The organism is Tateyamaria omphalii (assembly GCF_001969365.1).
GTDB lineage: Bacteria > Pseudomonadota > Alphaproteobacteria > Rhodobacterales > Rhodobacteraceae > Tateyamaria > Tateyamaria omphalii_A.
Genome location: NZ_CP019312.1, coordinates 2,384,710 through 2,399,439 on the forward strand (window position 1 = coordinate 2,384,710; position 14,730 = coordinate 2,399,439).

At 63.6% G+C, this 14,730-nt stretch carries 18 protein-coding genes; 5 read left to right on the top strand and 13 right to left on the bottom strand.

Annotated features, from left to right (window positions below):
- Positions 1-95: 95 nt before the first annotated feature.
- Both BWR18_RS11810 and soxR read right to left on the bottom strand, forming a co-directional pair.
- A complete protein-coding gene (locus tag BWR18_RS11810) occupies positions 96-1,745 on the bottom strand; it encodes an electron transfer flavoprotein-ubiquinone oxidoreductase (protein WP_076628460.1) in 1,650 nt (549 codons plus the stop codon).
- A gap of 147 nt (positions 1,746-1,892) precedes the next feature.
- The gene (gene soxR / locus BWR18_RS11815; protein ID WP_076628462.1) at positions 1,893-2,357 is read right to left on the bottom strand and encodes a redox-sensitive transcriptional activator SoxR; all 465 of its coding nucleotides are present in this window, start codon (positions 2,355-2,357) and stop codon (positions 1,893-1,895) included.
- Positions 2,358-2,448: 91 nt separating this feature from the next.
- On the opposite strand from soxR, the gene BWR18_RS11820 reads away from it, so the two are divergent.
- From BWR18_RS11820 to BWR18_RS11830, 3 genes are all read left to right on the top strand, one after another.
- Positions 2,449-2,829 carry a VOC family protein gene (locus BWR18_RS11820; RefSeq protein WP_076628464.1) on the top strand — a complete coding sequence of 127 codons (381 nt, stop codon included), beginning with the start codon at positions 2,449-2,451 and terminating at the stop codon, positions 2,827-2,829.
- 160 nt (positions 2,830-2,989) lie between these two features.
- A complete protein-coding gene (gene greA / locus BWR18_RS11825; protein ID WP_076628466.1) occupies positions 2,990-3,460 on the top strand; it encodes a transcription elongation factor GreA in 471 nt (156 codons plus the stop codon).
- Positions 3,461-3,464: 4 nt separating this feature from the next.
- Complete coding sequence (locus tag BWR18_RS11830; RefSeq protein WP_083957693.1) at positions 3,465-4,475, top strand: hypothetical protein; 1,011 nt, start codon at positions 3,465-3,467, stop codon at positions 4,473-4,475.
- 249 nt (positions 4,476-4,724) lie between these two features.
- Here the strand turns inward: BWR18_RS11830 and BWR18_RS11835 are convergent, their stop codons facing one another.
- The 6 genes from BWR18_RS11835 to BWR18_RS11860 are packed head-to-tail and all read right to left on the bottom strand — an operon-like array spanning position 4,725 to position 9,450.
- Complete coding sequence (locus BWR18_RS11835; RefSeq protein WP_076628469.1) at positions 4,725-5,321, bottom strand: chemotaxis protein CheB; 597 nt, start codon at positions 5,319-5,321, stop codon at positions 4,725-4,727.
- A 39-nt stretch (positions 5,322-5,360) separates the two neighbouring features.
- Positions 5,361-6,605 (bottom strand): molybdopterin-binding protein, encoded by a 1,245-nt coding sequence (locus tag BWR18_RS22400; protein WP_076628471.1) that lies wholly within the window; start codon positions 6,603-6,605, stop codon positions 5,361-5,363.
- Positions 6,592-7,467, bottom strand: a complete 876-nt coding sequence (locus BWR18_RS22405) for a hypothetical protein (protein WP_076628473.1) — start codon at positions 7,465-7,467, stop codon at positions 6,592-6,594. Before BWR18_RS22405 ends, BWR18_RS22400 begins: the two co-directional genes overlap by 14 nt.
- A complete protein-coding gene (gene mobB / locus BWR18_RS11850) occupies positions 7,464-7,955 on the bottom strand; it encodes a molybdopterin-guanine dinucleotide biosynthesis protein B (protein WP_076628474.1) in 492 nt (163 codons plus the stop codon). Before mobB ends, BWR18_RS22405 begins: the two co-directional genes overlap by 4 nt.
- A complete protein-coding gene (gene mobA, locus BWR18_RS11855) occupies positions 7,952-8,566 on the bottom strand; it encodes a molybdenum cofactor guanylyltransferase MobA (RefSeq protein ID WP_076628476.1) in 615 nt (204 codons plus the stop codon). The genes mobB and mobA overlap by 4 nt, the downstream gene beginning before the upstream one ends.
- Positions 8,563-9,450 (bottom strand): formate dehydrogenase accessory sulfurtransferase FdhD, encoded by an 888-nt coding sequence (locus tag BWR18_RS11860; protein WP_076628478.1) that lies wholly within the window; start codon positions 9,448-9,450, stop codon positions 8,563-8,565. Before BWR18_RS11860 ends, mobA begins: the two co-directional genes overlap by 4 nt.
- Before the next feature lie 49 nt (positions 9,451-9,499).
- Here BWR18_RS11860 and BWR18_RS11865 point away from each other — a divergent pair, with 49 nt between their 5' ends.
- Both BWR18_RS11865 and BWR18_RS11870 read left to right on the top strand, forming a co-directional pair.
- Positions 9,500-10,210, top strand: a complete 711-nt coding sequence (locus BWR18_RS11865; RefSeq protein ID WP_076628479.1) for an AzlC family ABC transporter permease — start codon at positions 9,500-9,502, stop codon at positions 10,208-10,210.
- Positions 10,207-10,527, top strand: a complete 321-nt coding sequence (locus BWR18_RS11870; protein WP_076628481.1) for an AzlD domain-containing protein — start codon at positions 10,207-10,209, stop codon at positions 10,525-10,527. The genes BWR18_RS11865 and BWR18_RS11870 overlap by 4 nt, the downstream gene beginning before the upstream one ends.
- A gap of 27 nt (positions 10,528-10,554) precedes the next feature.
- Here BWR18_RS11870 and BWR18_RS11875 read toward each other — a convergent pair whose 3' ends face one another.
- The 5 genes from BWR18_RS11875 to BWR18_RS11895 form a co-directional block, all read right to left on the bottom strand.
- On the bottom strand, positions 10,555-11,160 hold the full coding sequence (locus tag BWR18_RS11875; protein ID WP_076628483.1) for a hypothetical protein: 606 nt from the start codon (positions 11,158-11,160) through the stop codon (positions 10,555-10,557).
- Between the two features lie 44 nt (positions 11,161-11,204).
- A complete protein-coding gene (locus BWR18_RS11880; protein WP_076628485.1) occupies positions 11,205-11,339 on the bottom strand; it encodes an aa3-type cytochrome c oxidase subunit IV in 135 nt (44 codons plus the stop codon).
- Positions 11,340-11,417: 78 nt separating this feature from the next.
- Positions 11,418-11,876, bottom strand: a complete 459-nt coding sequence (locus tag BWR18_RS11885) for a DUF6173 family protein (protein WP_076628487.1) — start codon at positions 11,874-11,876, stop codon at positions 11,418-11,420.
- Between the two features lie 24 nt (positions 11,877-11,900).
- Positions 11,901-12,947: an MBL fold metallo-hydrolase gene (locus BWR18_RS11890; RefSeq protein WP_076628488.1), complete on the bottom strand. Its 1,047-nt coding sequence runs from the start codon at positions 12,945-12,947 to the stop codon at positions 11,901-11,903.
- A complete protein-coding gene (locus tag BWR18_RS11895; protein WP_076628490.1) occupies positions 12,947-14,653 on the bottom strand; it encodes an acyl-CoA dehydrogenase in 1,707 nt (568 codons plus the stop codon). Before BWR18_RS11895 ends, BWR18_RS11890 begins: the two co-directional genes overlap by 1 nt.
- Between the last annotated feature and the right edge of the window lie 77 nt (positions 14,654-14,730).

Genomic DNA, 14,730 nt, shown 5'->3' on the forward strand with positions numbered 1-14,730 from the left:
TCCGACCTCGCGAAATGGTCAGCAAATGCACGCCATAAAAAAGGCCGGGCTATGCGGCCCGGCGTTTTCTTCGTCATCTGGCAGATCGCGCCGCGTCACATGTTCGGATAGTTCGGCCCGTCTCCGCCCTGCGGCGTGGTCCAGTTGATGTTCTGGGCCGGATCCTTGATGTCACAGGTCTTGCAGTGCACGCAGTTCTGGAAGTTGATGACAAAGCGCGTGTCCTTGCCCTCCTCCTCCACAAACTCATAGACCCCCGCAGGGCAATAGCGCGCCGACGGGCCCGCATATTTCGGCAGGTTCTGCGCCACCGGGATCGCGGCATCCATGAGCTTCAAATGCGCAGGTTGGCTTTCCTCGTGATTGGTAAAGCTGAAGGACACGTTGGTCAGCCGGTCAAAGGACAGCGTGCCATCAGGCTTGGGATAGTCGATCGGCTTGTGCTTTGATGCCTCTTCGGTCGCATCAGCGTCGTTCTTGCCGTGTCCCACGGTACCGAACAGCGAAAAGCCCATCGTGTTGGTCCACATGTCCAGACCACCCAGCACGAGGCTTGCCGTCAACCCGTATTTCGACCAGATCGGTTTTACATTGCGCACCTTCTTCAGGTCCTTGCCGATGGGCCCGGTGCGCACCAGCGCTTCGTAGCCGTCCAGCTCGTCACCCGCGCGGCCCTCATTGATCGCGACAAACGCGGCTTCGGCTGCGTGAATACCTGAAAGCATCGCGTTATGATTGCCCTTGATGCGTGGCACATTGACCATGCCCACCGAACACCCCAGCAGCGCCACACCGGGCGCCACCATCTTCGGCATCGACTGGTAGCCCCCCTCGGAAATGGCGCGCGCACCGTAAGCCACGCGCTTCCCGCCCTTCAGCAGGTCCGCCACCATCGGATGATGCTTGAAGCGCTGGAACTCCATGTAGGGGAACAGATGCGGGTTCTTGTAGTTCAAATGGACCACAAAACCCACGTAAACCTGATTGTTCTCAAGGTGATAGATGAACGACCCACCCCCTGCATTGGATTCCAGCGGCCAGCCCATCGTGTGGGTGACCGAACCCTCGCGGTGCTTCTCGGGATCAATCTCCCAGATCTCTTTCATGCCCAGGCCGTATTTCTGCGGCTCCTTGCCCTTTGACAGGTCATACTTGGCGATGACCTCTTTCGACAGCGACCCACGCACACCTTCGGACAAGAAGACATACTTGCCGTGCAGTTCCATGCCCGGCTCGGTGTTCTCGCCAATCGAGCCGTCTTCTTCGAGACCAAAGACGCCAGCGACAACGCCCTTCACTTCGCCATTGTCACCATAGACCAACTCGGAACAGGCCATGCCGGGAAAGATTTCAACACCCATTTCCTCGGCCTGCTCGGCCATCCAGCGGCACACATTGCCCATGGACACGATGTAATTGCCGTGGTTGTTCATCAGCGGCGGCATGGGCAAGTTGGGGATACGAACCTGCCCCGCCTCCCCCAGCATGTAGAAGTTGTCGTCCTTCACGGGCACGTTCAGCGGCGCGCCCTTCTCTTTCCAATCCGGGATCAATGTGTCCAGCCCCACCGGATCCAGCACCGCGCCCGAAAGAATATGCGCCCCCACCTCGGATCCCTTCTCAAGGACCACGACATTCAGATCAGCATCCAACTGCTTGAGGCGAATGGCAGCCGACAGACCGGCAGGGCCCGCCCCCACGATCACCACGTCATATTCCATCGCTTCGCGTTCAATCTCGGCCATCCGGCGGCTCCCTCTTACTCCCGGCGCGTGACGCGCAAATTTCATCGTCGCTACCCTTTAGATAGGGCTTTCGCAATGTGGTGAACTGTCCCCATGAAAAAATCTATCAAAAATTCACGAAACGACGACACGTTACGCAAAATAACGTCACGACGTGACATCTGACGGGCGATCGCCCAGCAGATATCGCGGCCCTTGCCCCTTCTCGGCTGCGGCATCGCGCGGATTATACAGCGCGCAAGCCTCCAGACTCAGACACCCACACCCGATACAGCCATCCAGCGTATCGCGCAGCTTCTCCAGCCGCGCGATACGCGCGTTCAGACCGTCCCGAAACTCCGTGCTGATGCGCGCCCAGTCCCGCTTGTTGGGGGCACGGTGGCGGGGCAACAGATCCAGCTCGGCCTTGATCTGGGCCAGCGTGAACCCGAACTGCTGGGCAACCATGATGAAACTCAGGCGCCGAATGTCCGCCCGCTGAAACCGCCGCCGCCCCGACGCGTTGCGCCACGGGGCCACCAGCCCCTCGTCTTCGTAATACCGGATCGCCGAGACCGCCAAACCGGTCCGCTCCGCAATCTCTCCAATGCTCAACCCGTCCGACGGCGCCATGAAAAAACCTCTTGACCTCAAGTTGACTTGAGGTCGCAGGATGCCCTCACCGACGACCGAAGGAAAGGTCAAATGAAGAAAGGACCCGACAATGCCCGCGATGCTCGAACACACCAATCTCACCGTCTCGAATCCCGATACAACCGCCGCATGGATGTGCGACCTCTTTGGCTGGCACATCCGGTGGGCCGGCAACGCGATGGAGGTCGGGCGCACCGTCCACGTCGGAACGGACAAACACTATCTCGCGCTCTACACCCAGGACGCGGCGACAAAGGGCCATGAAAGCTCCTACGCCACCATCGGCGGTCTGAACCACATCGCCATCGTCACTGACGACCTCGAAGGGATCGAGGCGGCGGCCCGCGCCCGCGGCTTCCGGGTCGGCCAGCACCACGACTACGAACCGGGCCGACGCTTCTATTTCCACGACGCCGACAATATCGAGTTCGAAGTGGTGCAATACGACTAACCCTTCATTGTTCGAAAAATATGCCGGGGGGAGTCGCGCCAGCGACGGGGGCTGGCCCCCATACCCCCTTGCAATCCCCCGCTTCATTGGGTCAGTTAATCCCCATCGCAATGAACGGCGGCTCCAACGCGGGCCGCCGCATGTTCTTAGGACGACGCCGATGGAAAAGATCCCGATGACCCGCGCCGGTGCCACCGCACTGGAAACGGAACTCAAGCACCTCAAGACCGAGGAACGCCCCGCCATCATCAAGGCGATTGCAGAGGCGCGCGAACATGGCGACCTGTCCGAGAACGCCGAATACCACTCGGCCAAGGAAAAGCAGTCCTTCATCGAAGGGCGGATCAAGGAGCTTGAAGGCGTCATTTCGCTGGCCGAGGTGATCGACCCGGCCAAGCTGTCGGGCGCCATCAAGTTCGGCGCCACCGTGACGCTGGTGGACGAGGACACGGACGAGGAAAAGACCTACCAGATCGTCGGCGAATACGAGGCCAACATCGAAAAGGGCCTTTTGAACATAAAATCGCCCATCGCGCGGGCGCTGATCGGCAAGGAAGAGGGCGACAGCGTCGAGGTGCGGACACCCGGCGGTGAAAAGGGCTATGAAGTCCTGAAAATCAGCTATAGCTGAGGCCATGGCCGAGAAGCCCGAACCACAATCGCGCCCCACCCCTCTGGGCATCTACGACAAACCCAGCGCCGAAGGTGTCACGGGGATCGAGATCGCAGCCCTGATCCTGACCGCCATCTGGCTGGTCGGGGCGGCAGCGTATTTCCTGCTGGCGGGCGATGATCCGACGGGCACGGGCGAGGGCCTGCGCTTTCTGATCACCATGCTCGCCATCTTCATGCCGGTGGCGATGATCTGGGTCGCGGCAACCGCCGCCCGCTCCAGCAAGGTGATGCGAGAGGAAAGCCAGCGGCTACAGACCGCCATTGACGCGATCCGGCAGGCCTATATCGCCCAGAACCAGGGCCGCAACGTGGCCGATGAGCCGTCGGTCGCCCGTAAGCTGGACGAGATTGCAGCCGCCACGCGCAAGACCGAAAGCGCGCTCGCCACCTTCCAAAGCCGCCGCGACCAGGCCCCCGCCCCGCAGCAAGTGGCCGCGCCCGAACCAACGGGCGACCAGCCCGCGCTCGCTCTCGGCACCAGCGCCGAAGACATCGCGCCGCCGCTCGCGGCCGAGGATTTCATCCGCGCCCTCAACTTCCCCGAAACCGCCGAAGATGAGGAAGGGTTCGCCGCGCTGCGCAAGGCGATGAAGGATCGCACGACCGCGCAACTGGTGCAGGCGGCCCAGGACATTCTGACCCTGCTCAGCCAGGACGGCATCTATATGGACGACCTGCGCCCCGACCGCGCCCGGCCCGAGGTCTGGCGCCAGTTTGCCCAGGGCGCGCGGGGCCGTGCCGTCGCCGCCTTGGGCGGTGTCCGCGACCGGTCCTCGCTCGCTCTGTCGGCGGGCCGGATGAAACAGGACCCGATCTTCCGCGACGCCGCCCACCACTTCCTGCGCCGCTTCGACCAAACGGTGTCAGCCTTCACAGAAACGGCCACAGATGCCGAAATCTCAGCGCTCAGCGATACCCGCACCGCTCGCGCCTTCATGCTCTTGGGACGCGTTGCCGGTACCTTCGACTAGGGTTGTTTCCAGCCCGAAAGGCGCCACAGACGTCAAATCTGCGGTGTAAACGGGGCTCACCCGCGCCAATCAGGTTCAGTTTTCAAACAATCCCAGCCGCCAGCAGACGTGACGTCGGCCCATCACCAACGTGTCAGGCATTCGACCCAATTCCGATTTAAGATATTGTTTTTATTTGATTTTCTTGACATTCTCCAAAGAATTCTGGATGCCTGTCAAAACAACTCCGGGGCGCAAAAGGCCCGCGCCTCAAAGCGGCACATGCAGCAGTCCACGCGCTCCGACCGAGTCGAACAGACGCTGGGCAATATCTTCGGCCAACAAAATCGCGTCAGGATGGTCATGCAGCACAACGCTCGCAGGCATCGACGGATAATCCGCCTCGCGCGGCAATTGTACCAGAAGCACCCCGCCCGCGCGGTGGACGGCCTCGGCCCCTGCAGTCCCGTCATTCAGGTTGCCCGACAGCACCACCGCCACCGTCCCCGTCCCGTAATGCTCCGCCGCGCTGCGAAATAGCAGATCGACCGAAGGTTGGAAGCGCGCCGCATCAGGCAAGCGGCCCAACCGGAGCACGCGGCCCTCGATCCGCGTGTGTTCCCCGCCGGGACAGACCGCGATCACCCCCGGCTCCAGCGCCTGCCCGTCCGTCGCCTTCTGCACCGGCAGCGACGCTGTGCGGGTCAGAACCTCGGTCAATTGGCTGAGATGGCCGCCGTGGATCGCGACAACAACGGGGGCGTTCAGATTGCGTGGAAGGACACTCAGTACCTCGCACATGGGTTTCAGACCCCCTGCCGATGCGCCGATGACGATGATGTACTCTGGATCAGGCGCCTGGGTCATGTCGTGGACACATAGGCGGTTGTGCGCCGATTGCCACGATTAAGCGCCGAAACCGCCCCAGGGAATGAAACGCACCATGTCTCCCTGCGCGACACTCATCGCCTCGTCCGGCAACTCGACCAGGCCCTCCGCCCAGCTGAGCCCACTGATCCGCCCGGACCCTTCGGAGGCAAAGACCTCGACCCGCCCACCCCGGATCCGCGCCCGCAAGAACTCGCGCCGTCCGGCTTTCTTCGCCTTGGAAAACGCCGCGGGGACCATGAAACCTTCCGGCTCCGCCCACGCAGCCCCAGCGAGCGTGGCCAGCGCAGGCGCGCCAAAGACCAGCGTACAAACCATCGCCGCCACCGGGTTGCCCGGCAGCCCGAACACCGGCTTGCCTTGCCATATCCCCAACGCCAGTGGCCGTCCCGGCTTGATCGCGATGCGCCAGAGCGCCATGGCGCCCGCCTCGTTCAACAAGGCCGAGACATGGTCCGCATCCCCCGCCGATGCGCCGCCACTGGTGAATATCACATCCGCTTTGGTGGCCGCCTCATCCAACCGCGCGCGCAAGGCGTCGCGGTCGTCGGGTACGGGTCCAAGGTCGATGGGCACGTGCCCCAAACGGGTGATCAATCCGCGCAGCATCGGCCGGTTCGAATCGTAGATCTGGCCCGGCCCTGCATCCTCGCCGGGCTGCACCAACTCGTCGCCCGTGGACAGGATCCCGACCCGCAAGGGGCGGCGCGTTTCGACATTTTGCACACCCACAGCGGAGAGCAGCGCGAGGTCGGCGGCAGTCAGTTTGCGGCCCGCTTTCGCGATCACATCGCCAACGTTCACGTCCTCGCCTGCCTTGCGGGTGTTGGCGCCTTGCTTGATCGGGCCGCTGAAGTGGATGGCGCCGTCGCGCAGCTCCACATCCTCTTGCAGGATGACGGTGTCGACGCCCGGTGGTAAGGCGGCGCCGGTCAGGATGCGGATGGCTGTCCCCGCGGGGACACTTGTGTCGGGGGTCGCTCCGGCGGGCATATGTTGCGCGACAAGCGGGATGTGGTGGTCTCCTTCCCCGCGTCCGTTAAGGAAACCGTAACCATCCACGGCCGTGTTGGGCAGCGGGGGATGGGCACGCGGGGCGGTGATGTCAGCGGCAAGGATGCGGTCGAGCGCGCCTGCCACGGGCAGTGTTTCGGTGCCCACCACGCAGGACAGGCGGCTGCGCAGGTCGGCCAAAGCGTCGTCTACCGGGGTCCAGTGCACGCCGGGCGGCAGGGCGAAACAGTCGTTCTTAAGCGGCGGCATCGGTGTCCTCCGCGTATGAAACGAGAGTGGCATTGTGACCTGCACCCAGAATCCAAGCCTCTTCGCGGGCGGCATCGGGAAGGTCGGTCATCCACGCCAGCAAGGTTGCAGCAGGCAAGCGCGAGAGGGCGGTTGCAAGGAGTCGGACTTGGACCGCGTCGCGGATCGCATCGGTTTGTGCGGCTTTGACGGCGGGTTCGATGAGGCCGGGCCAGATTTCGGCCAGGACCACGGGCGCGTCTGTCCAGTCTTCAAACGGCCAGACGGCCACATTTGGGCGGGCACGGAGGCGGTTGAGCGTGGGCAGGCCCATAAGGATTTGACCGCCGACGGTGGGGGGAAAGGCAAGTTGGAAACAGCTGGAGGCGGCCTTGGCCGCGAGATCGCAGGCGCGGCGTTCGGGCACCGTGTCGTAGACGATCCCTGCTTTGCGGTAGGGCACACCGGGCCAGTCCGTCTGGTTGGGTTTGCCCCAGAGCGGGCCAGGGCCGTCGAACTTGTCGTTCATCTCTTCGGCCACCGCGTAACGGTTGTTGGACCCGTCCGGGGCGTCGGTGATGCGTGCGCTGATCCAGTCCCAGAGGGCGAAGGGATCGTCGCTGCCCGTGATCTGGCGGGCGAGGCCACGCGGGTAGCCGAATGGGAAGTCGAAGGTCAGCAGCAACCGGCGGCCTGCTGCGACTTCGTCTTCGATGATCTGGGTGATCTGCGCTTCGGCCTCTTGCCGTGACCGGCAGTAGATCGGGGCGTCGGCCACCCCGCTGCGTGCGATGCCCAACCAGATAGCGTCCTTGCTGGGCCTTGCGGGGCGGCGTTTGCCTGCGGACCAGTCGGCGACAAGGATGGTGTCGAACGACGTCAAAGACCCACCTCTGACAGGATGAAATCGGCGATGGATTTGGTGTCGTTCAGGTCGAACACCGGGCGGTCCATGGTCAGCGCGGTGTCGCTGGCGATGGCGCGGATCGTGGGATCTTCGGGAGCGATCAGGGGGTTGCCCGTCTCGGACCGGTGCGCCTCGACCTTGGGGTGTGCGTCGCGTTTGTACCCTTCGACCAGCACCAGATCGACGGGGCTGAGCCGGGTCAGGAGGTGGTCGAGGGTGGGTTCGTCTTGGTCGCGTAATTCCTGCATCAGTGCCACCCGGTTGCGGGAGGACAGCAGCACCTCGGACGCACCCGCGACGCGGTGGCGGTGGCTGTCCTTGCCCGGGTGGTCGACGTCAAAGCTGTGATGGGCGTGTTTCACGGTCGAGACGGTGATGCCACGCCCGGTGATCTCGGTCACGAGCCGTTCCATGAGGCCGGTCTTGCCTGCGTTTTTCCAGCCCACGACGCCGTAGATCTTCATTGTATGTCCTTGGCCATAGTCTCTGCCCGCTTCAAATCGTCGGGCGTGTTCACGTTGAAAAAGGCGGCCTCATCCGGGAAGAGCGCTGTGCGGCCATCATGTGTGTCGGTCCATAGGACCACCTTGCGCAGGCCGTCTTGCAATGCCGTGCGCAGGTCCTCGCGCAGGGCCACAGGCCAGAGGCCGAAGGTCGGGTGTCGGGCCTGTCCACGTTTGGGATCAGGCGTGGCGGCGAGGGCCAGGGGGTGCGCCATACCTTCGGTCGCGAGGTGCAGGCGTGGGACGAGGTCACAGGGGAAAAAAGGCGTGTCGGCGGCGGCGGTGACGATGGTGTCGGCCCCCAGGGTCGCGGCCCAGTCGAGGCCCGCGAGGACCCCTGCAAGGGGGCCTGCGAAGCCGTCGATGCTGTCGGGGAGGATGGGCAGGTTGAGGTCGGCAAAGCGGTCCGGGTCACCGTTGGCGTTCAGCGCGAGGCCCGCCACCTGGGGGCTGAGACGGTCGATCACGTGGTCGATCAGCCGCGTGTCACCCGCCCGCAGCAGCCCCTTGTCGCCGCCGCCCATGCGCGTGGCCTGCCCGCCCGCGAGGATCACGCCCAGAGGTGGGATCATGCGGCGCCCTTGCGTCCGCTTTTGCGCGGCTCGTCGGTGATGCTGGCCGGGTCGGTGTCGCGGATCAGCCGTTCTTCTCCGCTGAGGCAGACAAAGCGTTGGCCGCGCATGCGTCCGATCAAGGTCAGACCGACCTCGCGTGCGATTTCGACGCCCCAAGCGGTGAAGCCGGAGCGGGAGGCGAGGACGGGGATGCCCATGAGAGCGGTCTTGATCACCATTTCGGAGGTGAGGCGGCCGGTGGTGTAAAGGATCTTGTCTGCCGGATCGGATCCGTTTTGCAGCATCCAGCCTGCGACCTTGTCGACCGCGTTGTGGCGGCCCACGTCTTCCATATAGACCAGCGGTTGGGTCTGGTGGCATAGGACCGTGCCATGGATGGCCCCCGCTTCGAGGTAGAGCGACGGCGTGCGGTTGATGGCCGCCGAAAGGGCATAGAGCCATGACGTGCGGACCTCTGCGGCGGGCAGTTGCGCGTCCTCCAGCCCCTCCATCATGTCACCGAAGACCGTGCCGACGGCGCAGCCGCTGGTTCGGGTCTTTTTCTTCAGCTTGTCTTCGTGATTGGTGGGATTGGCCGTGCGGACGACGACGGTTTCAAGCTCTTCGTCATAATCCACGCGGGTGACCGTATCCGCATCCGTCAGCATCCGCTGGTTGCGCAGGAAGCCGAGCGCCAGATAGTCGGGGTAGTCACCAATGGTCATCGCCGTCACAATTTCCTGTGAATTCAGGTAGATGGTGAGGGGCCGTTCTTCGACCACGCTGATCTTTGTCTCGGCCCCGGTGTGGTCGTGGCCGGTCACCGCCCGCGTCAGGCGGGGCGCCGCGGGATCGGGTGCGATCAGGTATCCGGTCGTGTCGCTGTCACGTGCCAATTGCATCCTCCCCGGGCAGCGCCTACATCTTGCCGGACTACATTAAGGCCCCCTCATGCCCATCACCACCACCAAATCCGCTTTTTGGGCGGGTGTGCGCGACGGCGCACCGTTTGTCTTCGTGGCTGGCCCGTTTGCCCTGCTCTTTGGCGTGCTCGCGACCGAGGCGGGGTTGAACGTGTTTGAGGTGATGACCTTTTCGCTGGTGGTTATTGCGGGGGCGGCGCAGTTTACGGCGTTGCAGGTGATGGCAAATGACGCACCGACGGTGGTGGTGATCCTGTCGGCGCTGGCGGTGAATCTGCGGGTGGCAATGTATTCGGCGGCCCTGACCCCGTACCTGGGCCGCGCGCCGCTGTGGCAGCGGGTGTTTGCGGCCTACTTGCTGGTCGATCAGAGCTATGCCCTGAGCCATGCGAAGTTCGAGGCGGAGCCGGAATTGGGCGTGCCGCAGCGCATGGCCTACTATTTCGGCACCTGCATTCTGGTCCTGATCTTCTGGTTCTGGATGAGCTATCTGGGCGCGGCTGTGGGCACGCAGCTGCCGCAGGATCTGCCGCTGGATTTCGCGCTGCCCATCGCATTCCTGTCGATGGTGGCGCCGATGGTGCGGACGCTGCCGCACCTGATTGCCGCTGTTGTCGCTGTGGTCGTGGGGCTGCTGGCGGTGTCTGTCCCCTACTCACTGGGCCTGATCATCGCTGGAGCTGCGGGGATGATGGCCGGGGCGCAGGCGGAACTGATGCTCAAGGGACGGGAACCATGAGTGACAGCGCGACCTTGTGGACGGTGATCATTGGGCTGGGCGTGGGCAGCTTTCTGTTGCGCTTTACCTTTCTGGGCTTTGTGGGCGACCGGCCCCTGCCCGCGTGGTTGCTGCGGCATCTGCGGTATACTGCCGTGGCGATCCTGCCGGCGCTCGTGGCGCCACTGGTCGTCTTTTCGGGCGAGAATGGCAGCACCGACATCAGCCGTGTCGTGGCGGCGCTGGCGACACTGGGCGTGGGCATGTGGACGCGCAACGTCTTTGCGGCCATTGGCGCGGGTGCCGCGACACTGGTTGTGCTGGTCTATGTGATCTGACGCCATGACGTCCCGCGACCGCGTGCGTCAGTCGGAAAGGACGATCCCCGCGACACCGTCCAGAATGGTGCCTTCGTCATCTTCGTAATATTTGTCCTCGATCACGCCGGGGCGCGTGGCGATCTGCGCCATCAGCTTGGTCGGGAAATAGGTGACCTTGGTGTCCTCGAAACCCGGCACCTGCTGCAGCAGCATCGTCGTCGCATTCGTGCAAAAGGCGCGCGCGACGGGTCCGTTGCGTTTGGCCAGGCGCAAGGCGGTCTCGGCCTGTTCGGGCGTCACTTCCATTGTCTGGCTGACCACGTGAAAGGTGCTGCGGGCATGCGCGCTGCGATAACCCTGCAACACGGCGGGCGTCACGCCATACAGCACATCCGCCTGTTCGGGCACGCGGTCGTTCACGAAAGAGCCTGCCGGGTCAAAGATCACCCGCTCGCTGCCGTTGATCAAAAGCGCGGAATGCGCCCCCGATCCGCTGCGGTTGCTGACCATGGTCATGACGGTGATGGTCGCGGGTCCCGGTGCGCGATAGGCAACCGAGGCGACCCGCTCGTCAGAGGCGTAAGGGATTTCCGGCGGCTGCGCACACCCGATCAGCACGCCGCACGCCACAAGGGCTGCAAACAACCGCATTCCCGGAACTCCCCCAGTCACAAACGCCTAGAAAAATGCGCGCCTTAAGAAATAAAGATCGCCATGCCGACAAGCAGGACAAGGATCACAACCACAGACCACGTGACCCATGACATGAACCCGTCAAAGGTCTTTTCCTGCGTTTCAACATCCATTTCGCCGATTTTATGGTCTGCCATAACACGTCCCTTTCGTATTCGCTTGCCCGCGCCATACCGCATCTTTTGCGGGCTGTCACTGCGTCTTTGCGGCGCGTTTCACTCGTCTTCGAGATCCTGCGCAAGCCGAAAGCCGATGCGGCGCGGTTCGGCCTGTTCCACCGCTTTGGGAAGCGCGCGCAGCATCACGTTCAACTGGCTCACATGCTGGATGGCCTGCGTCTTGGCCCCGGCAGGATCCGAGCCATAGAAGGTCACGATGTCGGGCGGAAAATATCCCATCCCCTCGATTCGCAACACGCCTGCGTCGCCGCCGGTAAAGCCCAACGCCACCTCGTGTTCGTTATCAAGGCTTTCTTCGAAATTCTTGAGGTAGAGAATGATCCGCTCATAGGCCCATTGCGCCGGGCTTTTCTGTTCTGCCGGGGTTTTGGACACACCCTTGGGCACGGGCTGATCCGCGGCGTTGCGCACGCCCGGTTCGCAATGCACCTCATGCGCGCGGGGCAGCGCGTCGGCCTCGACCGCTTCGGCTGCTGTCTTGATGTCGTCGTTCATGGCGTTGCCTCTGTATCCGGGGCCCTATTCGACGCGCTGGTAGATCCATGCGCCATCATCGCGTTTGGTACGGGTCGCCCGCCCCTCTTGGTAAAGGTGCGACAGATGCGCCACGGCTTCAACCAGCGCGAGGCCATATTCCCCGTCTCCAATGGTCCGTTTGAAAAGCGGGGCAAAGCATTCGGAGGCCGCCTTGGGCGTGTCGATGTATTCCATCAGCCGTTTGAGCGCGCCATGGTGGTTGTCGATCAACTGGCGCATCCGCGTCGGCAGGCCGGTGAAGGGCAGCTTGTGCCCGCCAAGGACAAGGTGGTCGTCCTGCGCCAGCAGGCGCAGCCGTTCGCACGCCTCCAACCAGTCGCCGATGGGGTCGGCCATGGGTTCGGTGGCATAGACGCCAACGTTCGGGCTGATCGACGGCAGGATCTGATCGCCCGACAGGACGATATTGTCGTTCCGGCTCCAGAACGTCGCGTGTTCGGGGGCATGACCGTTGCCGATGTGGATGTCCCATGTGCGCCCGCCCATGGTGATCGTGTCGCCCTGCTTGATCCGGGTATAGCCCAGCGGCATGGGGGCCACGATGTCACCAAAGTTGAAGGGGCGTTCGGTCGCGCGCTGGTCGTATATGGCCTTGTCCATCCCGGCGCTGCGGTAGAAGGCGAGCGTTTCCTCGGTCGGGGTTTCCTGCACATCCAGCGTCAGCATCCGGGCAAAGAGCCACGCGGTGCGCGTGGTGATCAGTTCTGCGCCAAAGTCGGATTGCAGCCACCCGGCCAGGCCCACGTGATCGGGATGGTGATGGGTGACGATGACGCGGGTGATGGGCTTGCCGCCCAAGGGGCCATCCATCAGCGATTGCCAGATGGCTTTCGTCTTCTTCGACGCAAAGCCCGTGTCGATCACCGTCCAGCCGTCGCCATCGTCCAGCGCATAGACGTTCACATGGTCCAGCTTCATCGGCAGCGGCAGCCGCATCCACAGGATGCCGGGGGCCACTTCCGTTGCGGTTCCGTGCTCCGGTGGCTCCGCCCATGGGTATCGCAATCCGGTGGGCGGGTCGTCTTTCATCAGGCGGCGAACTCTTCCGGTGTCAGTGCATAGACGTCGTAGTCGCCCGCATGCGCCTGCGCAAGCAGGCTGTCATGTTCGGGCAGGAGCCGCTGGATGTAGAAGCGCGCCACCTTTTCATGCGCCCCGCCCTGGTCATTGAGGGCCGAGGCAAGGTGGATATGCCCGCCCAGCACGCGCGCGAACGCCCGCAAGTAGGGCACGGCGCCGGCAAAGCGGACGCGGTGGTTTTGCGCGATCATCCATTCGGTCGTCTCACGCAGGGTCTCGCTCGCCTGCCAGACGGCTTCGGCCATCTTGGGGAAGGTCGAGCGGGCCGCTTCGGCTGCCGCCTCGATCTCGTCAAAGATGCGGGCGGCCGCCTCGCCCCCGTCCATCATCTTGCGCGCGACAAGGTCCATCGCCTGAATGCCGTTGGTGCCTTCGTAGATGGTCGTCACCCGCACATCGCGGGCGTACTGCGCCGCGCCCGTTTCCTCGACAAAGCCCATGCCGCCATGGACCTGGATGCCCATGCCTGCGACCTCATTGCCGATGTCCGTGCCGAACGCCTTGGCGATGGGCGTCAGCAGGGCCGCGCGGGACTTCCACGTGGCGTCGTCCGTGGCCGTGGTCATGTCGATGGCGACCGCACACATCAGCGCGATGCCGCGGGCCGCGTAGGTTTCGGCGCGCATGGTCATCAGCATCCGGCGCACATCGGCGTGGTCGATGATGGTGCCGGTGTCGCCCTCGGTCTTGCCCTGCTTACGATCCAGCGCGTAGCCGAGCGCATGTTGGTAGGCGCCTTCGGCGGCCCCTACGCCCTGCCCGCCGACGCCAAGGCGCGCGTTGTTCATCATGGTGAACATCGCCGCCATGCCGCCGCCTTCGGGGCCGACCATCCAGCCCTTGGCACCGTCATATTGCATCACGCAGGTGGGCGAACCGTGCAGGCCCATCTTATGTTCAAGGCTCACCACTTTCAGCGTGTTCGCAACACCCGCATTGCCGTTGTCGTCCGGCAGGTTGCGCGGCACCAGAAACAGCGAAATCCCCTTGGTCCCCACAGGCGCCCCCGGCAGGCGGGCCAGCACCAGGTGGCACACGTTGTCGGTAAAGTCGTTGTCGCCCCACGAGATGTAGATCTTCTGCCCTGTGATTGCATAGGTGCCGTCACCGTTGTCCTCGGCCTTGGACGACAGCGCCCCCACGTCCGATCCGGCTTGAGGCTCGGTCAGGTTCATGGTGCCGGTCCACTCGCCCGAGATCAGCTTGGGCAGGTACAGGTCCTTGATGGCGTCGCTGGCGTGGTGTTCCAGCGCCTCAATCTGCCCTTGGGTCATCAGGGGCGCCAGTTGCAGCGACAGGCAGGCCGCCGACATCATCTCGTTCACCGCCGTCGTGACGGTCATGGGCAGGCCCATGCCGCCATATTCGGGGTCCGCAGCGATGCCGACCCAACCGCCTTCGGCAATGGCCTTGTAGCCTTCGGCATAGCCGGGCGACGTGCGCACGACGCCATTCTCCAGATGCGCGGGGTGCAAGTCCCCGGCGCGCTGCAACGGCGCAATCACATCTTCGCAGAGCTTGCCCGCTTCCGTCAGGATCGCCGTCGTCACGTCGGGTGTTGCGTCGGCAAACCGCTCGGTCGCCACGACCTGGTCCAGCCCCACCACATGGTCAAAGAGAAAGGTGTAGTCATCAACGGGGGCGCGATACGGCATGGGTCAGCTCCGGATATCAATGTCTTGGCAAGCGGCCCGAGGGCGCTTAAACGGGCGTGTCTGAAATCATAGATGCG

What these genes read in the sequence shown, in the direction of transcription:
- BWR18_RS11810 (WP_076628460.1), bottom strand. Translation starts at nt 1,745, where the DNA reads ATGGCCGAGATTGAACGCGAAGCGATGGAATATGACGTGGTGATCGTG.
- soxR (WP_076628462.1), bottom strand. Translation starts at nt 2,357, where the DNA reads ATGGCGCCGTCGGACGGGTTGAGCATTGGAGAGATTGCGGAGCGGACC.
- BWR18_RS11820 (WP_076628464.1), top strand. Translation starts at nt 2,449, where the DNA reads ATGCCCGCGATGCTCGAACACACCAATCTCACCGTCTCGAATCCCGAT.
- greA (WP_076628466.1), top strand. Translation starts at nt 2,990, where the DNA reads ATGGAAAAGATCCCGATGACCCGCGCCGGTGCCACCGCACTGGAAACG.
- BWR18_RS11830 (WP_083957693.1), top strand. Translation starts at nt 3,465, where the DNA reads ATGGCCGAGAAGCCCGAACCACAATCGCGCCCCACCCCTCTGGGCATC.
- BWR18_RS11835 (WP_076628469.1), bottom strand. Translation starts at nt 5,321, where the DNA reads ATGACCCAGGCGCCTGATCCAGAGTACATCATCGTCATCGGCGCATCG.
- BWR18_RS22400 (WP_076628471.1), bottom strand. Translation starts at nt 6,605, where the DNA reads ATGCCGCCGCTTAAGAACGACTGTTTCGCCCTGCCGCCCGGCGTGCAC.
- mobB (WP_076628474.1), bottom strand. Translation starts at nt 7,955, where the DNA reads ATGAAGATCTACGGCGTCGTGGGCTGGAAAAACGCAGGCAAGACCGGC.
- mobA (WP_076628476.1), bottom strand. Translation starts at nt 8,566, where the DNA reads ATGATCCCACCTCTGGGCGTGATCCTCGCGGGCGGGCAGGCCACGCGC.
- BWR18_RS11860 (WP_076628478.1), bottom strand. Translation starts at nt 9,450, where the DNA reads ATGCAATTGGCACGTGACAGCGACACGACCGGATACCTGATCGCACCC.
- BWR18_RS11865 (WP_076628479.1), top strand. Translation starts at nt 9,500, where the DNA reads ATGCCCATCACCACCACCAAATCCGCTTTTTGGGCGGGTGTGCGCGAC.
- BWR18_RS11870 (WP_076628481.1), top strand. Translation starts at nt 10,207, where the DNA reads ATGAGTGACAGCGCGACCTTGTGGACGGTGATCATTGGGCTGGGCGTG.
- BWR18_RS11875 (WP_076628483.1), bottom strand. Translation starts at nt 11,160, where the DNA reads ATGCGGTTGTTTGCAGCCCTTGTGGCGTGCGGCGTGCTGATCGGGTGT.
- BWR18_RS11880 (WP_076628485.1), bottom strand. Translation starts at nt 11,339, where the DNA reads ATGGCAGACCATAAAATCGGCGAAATGGATGTTGAAACGCAGGAAAAG.
- BWR18_RS11885 (WP_076628487.1), bottom strand. Translation starts at nt 11,876, where the DNA reads ATGAACGACGACATCAAGACAGCAGCCGAAGCGGTCGAGGCCGACGCG.
- BWR18_RS11890 (WP_076628488.1), bottom strand. Translation starts at nt 12,947, where the DNA reads ATGAAAGACGACCCGCCCACCGGATTGCGATACCCATGGGCGGAGCCA.
- BWR18_RS11895 (WP_076628490.1), bottom strand. Translation starts at nt 14,653, where the DNA reads ATGCCGTATCGCGCCCCCGTTGATGACTACACCTTTCTCTTTGACCAT.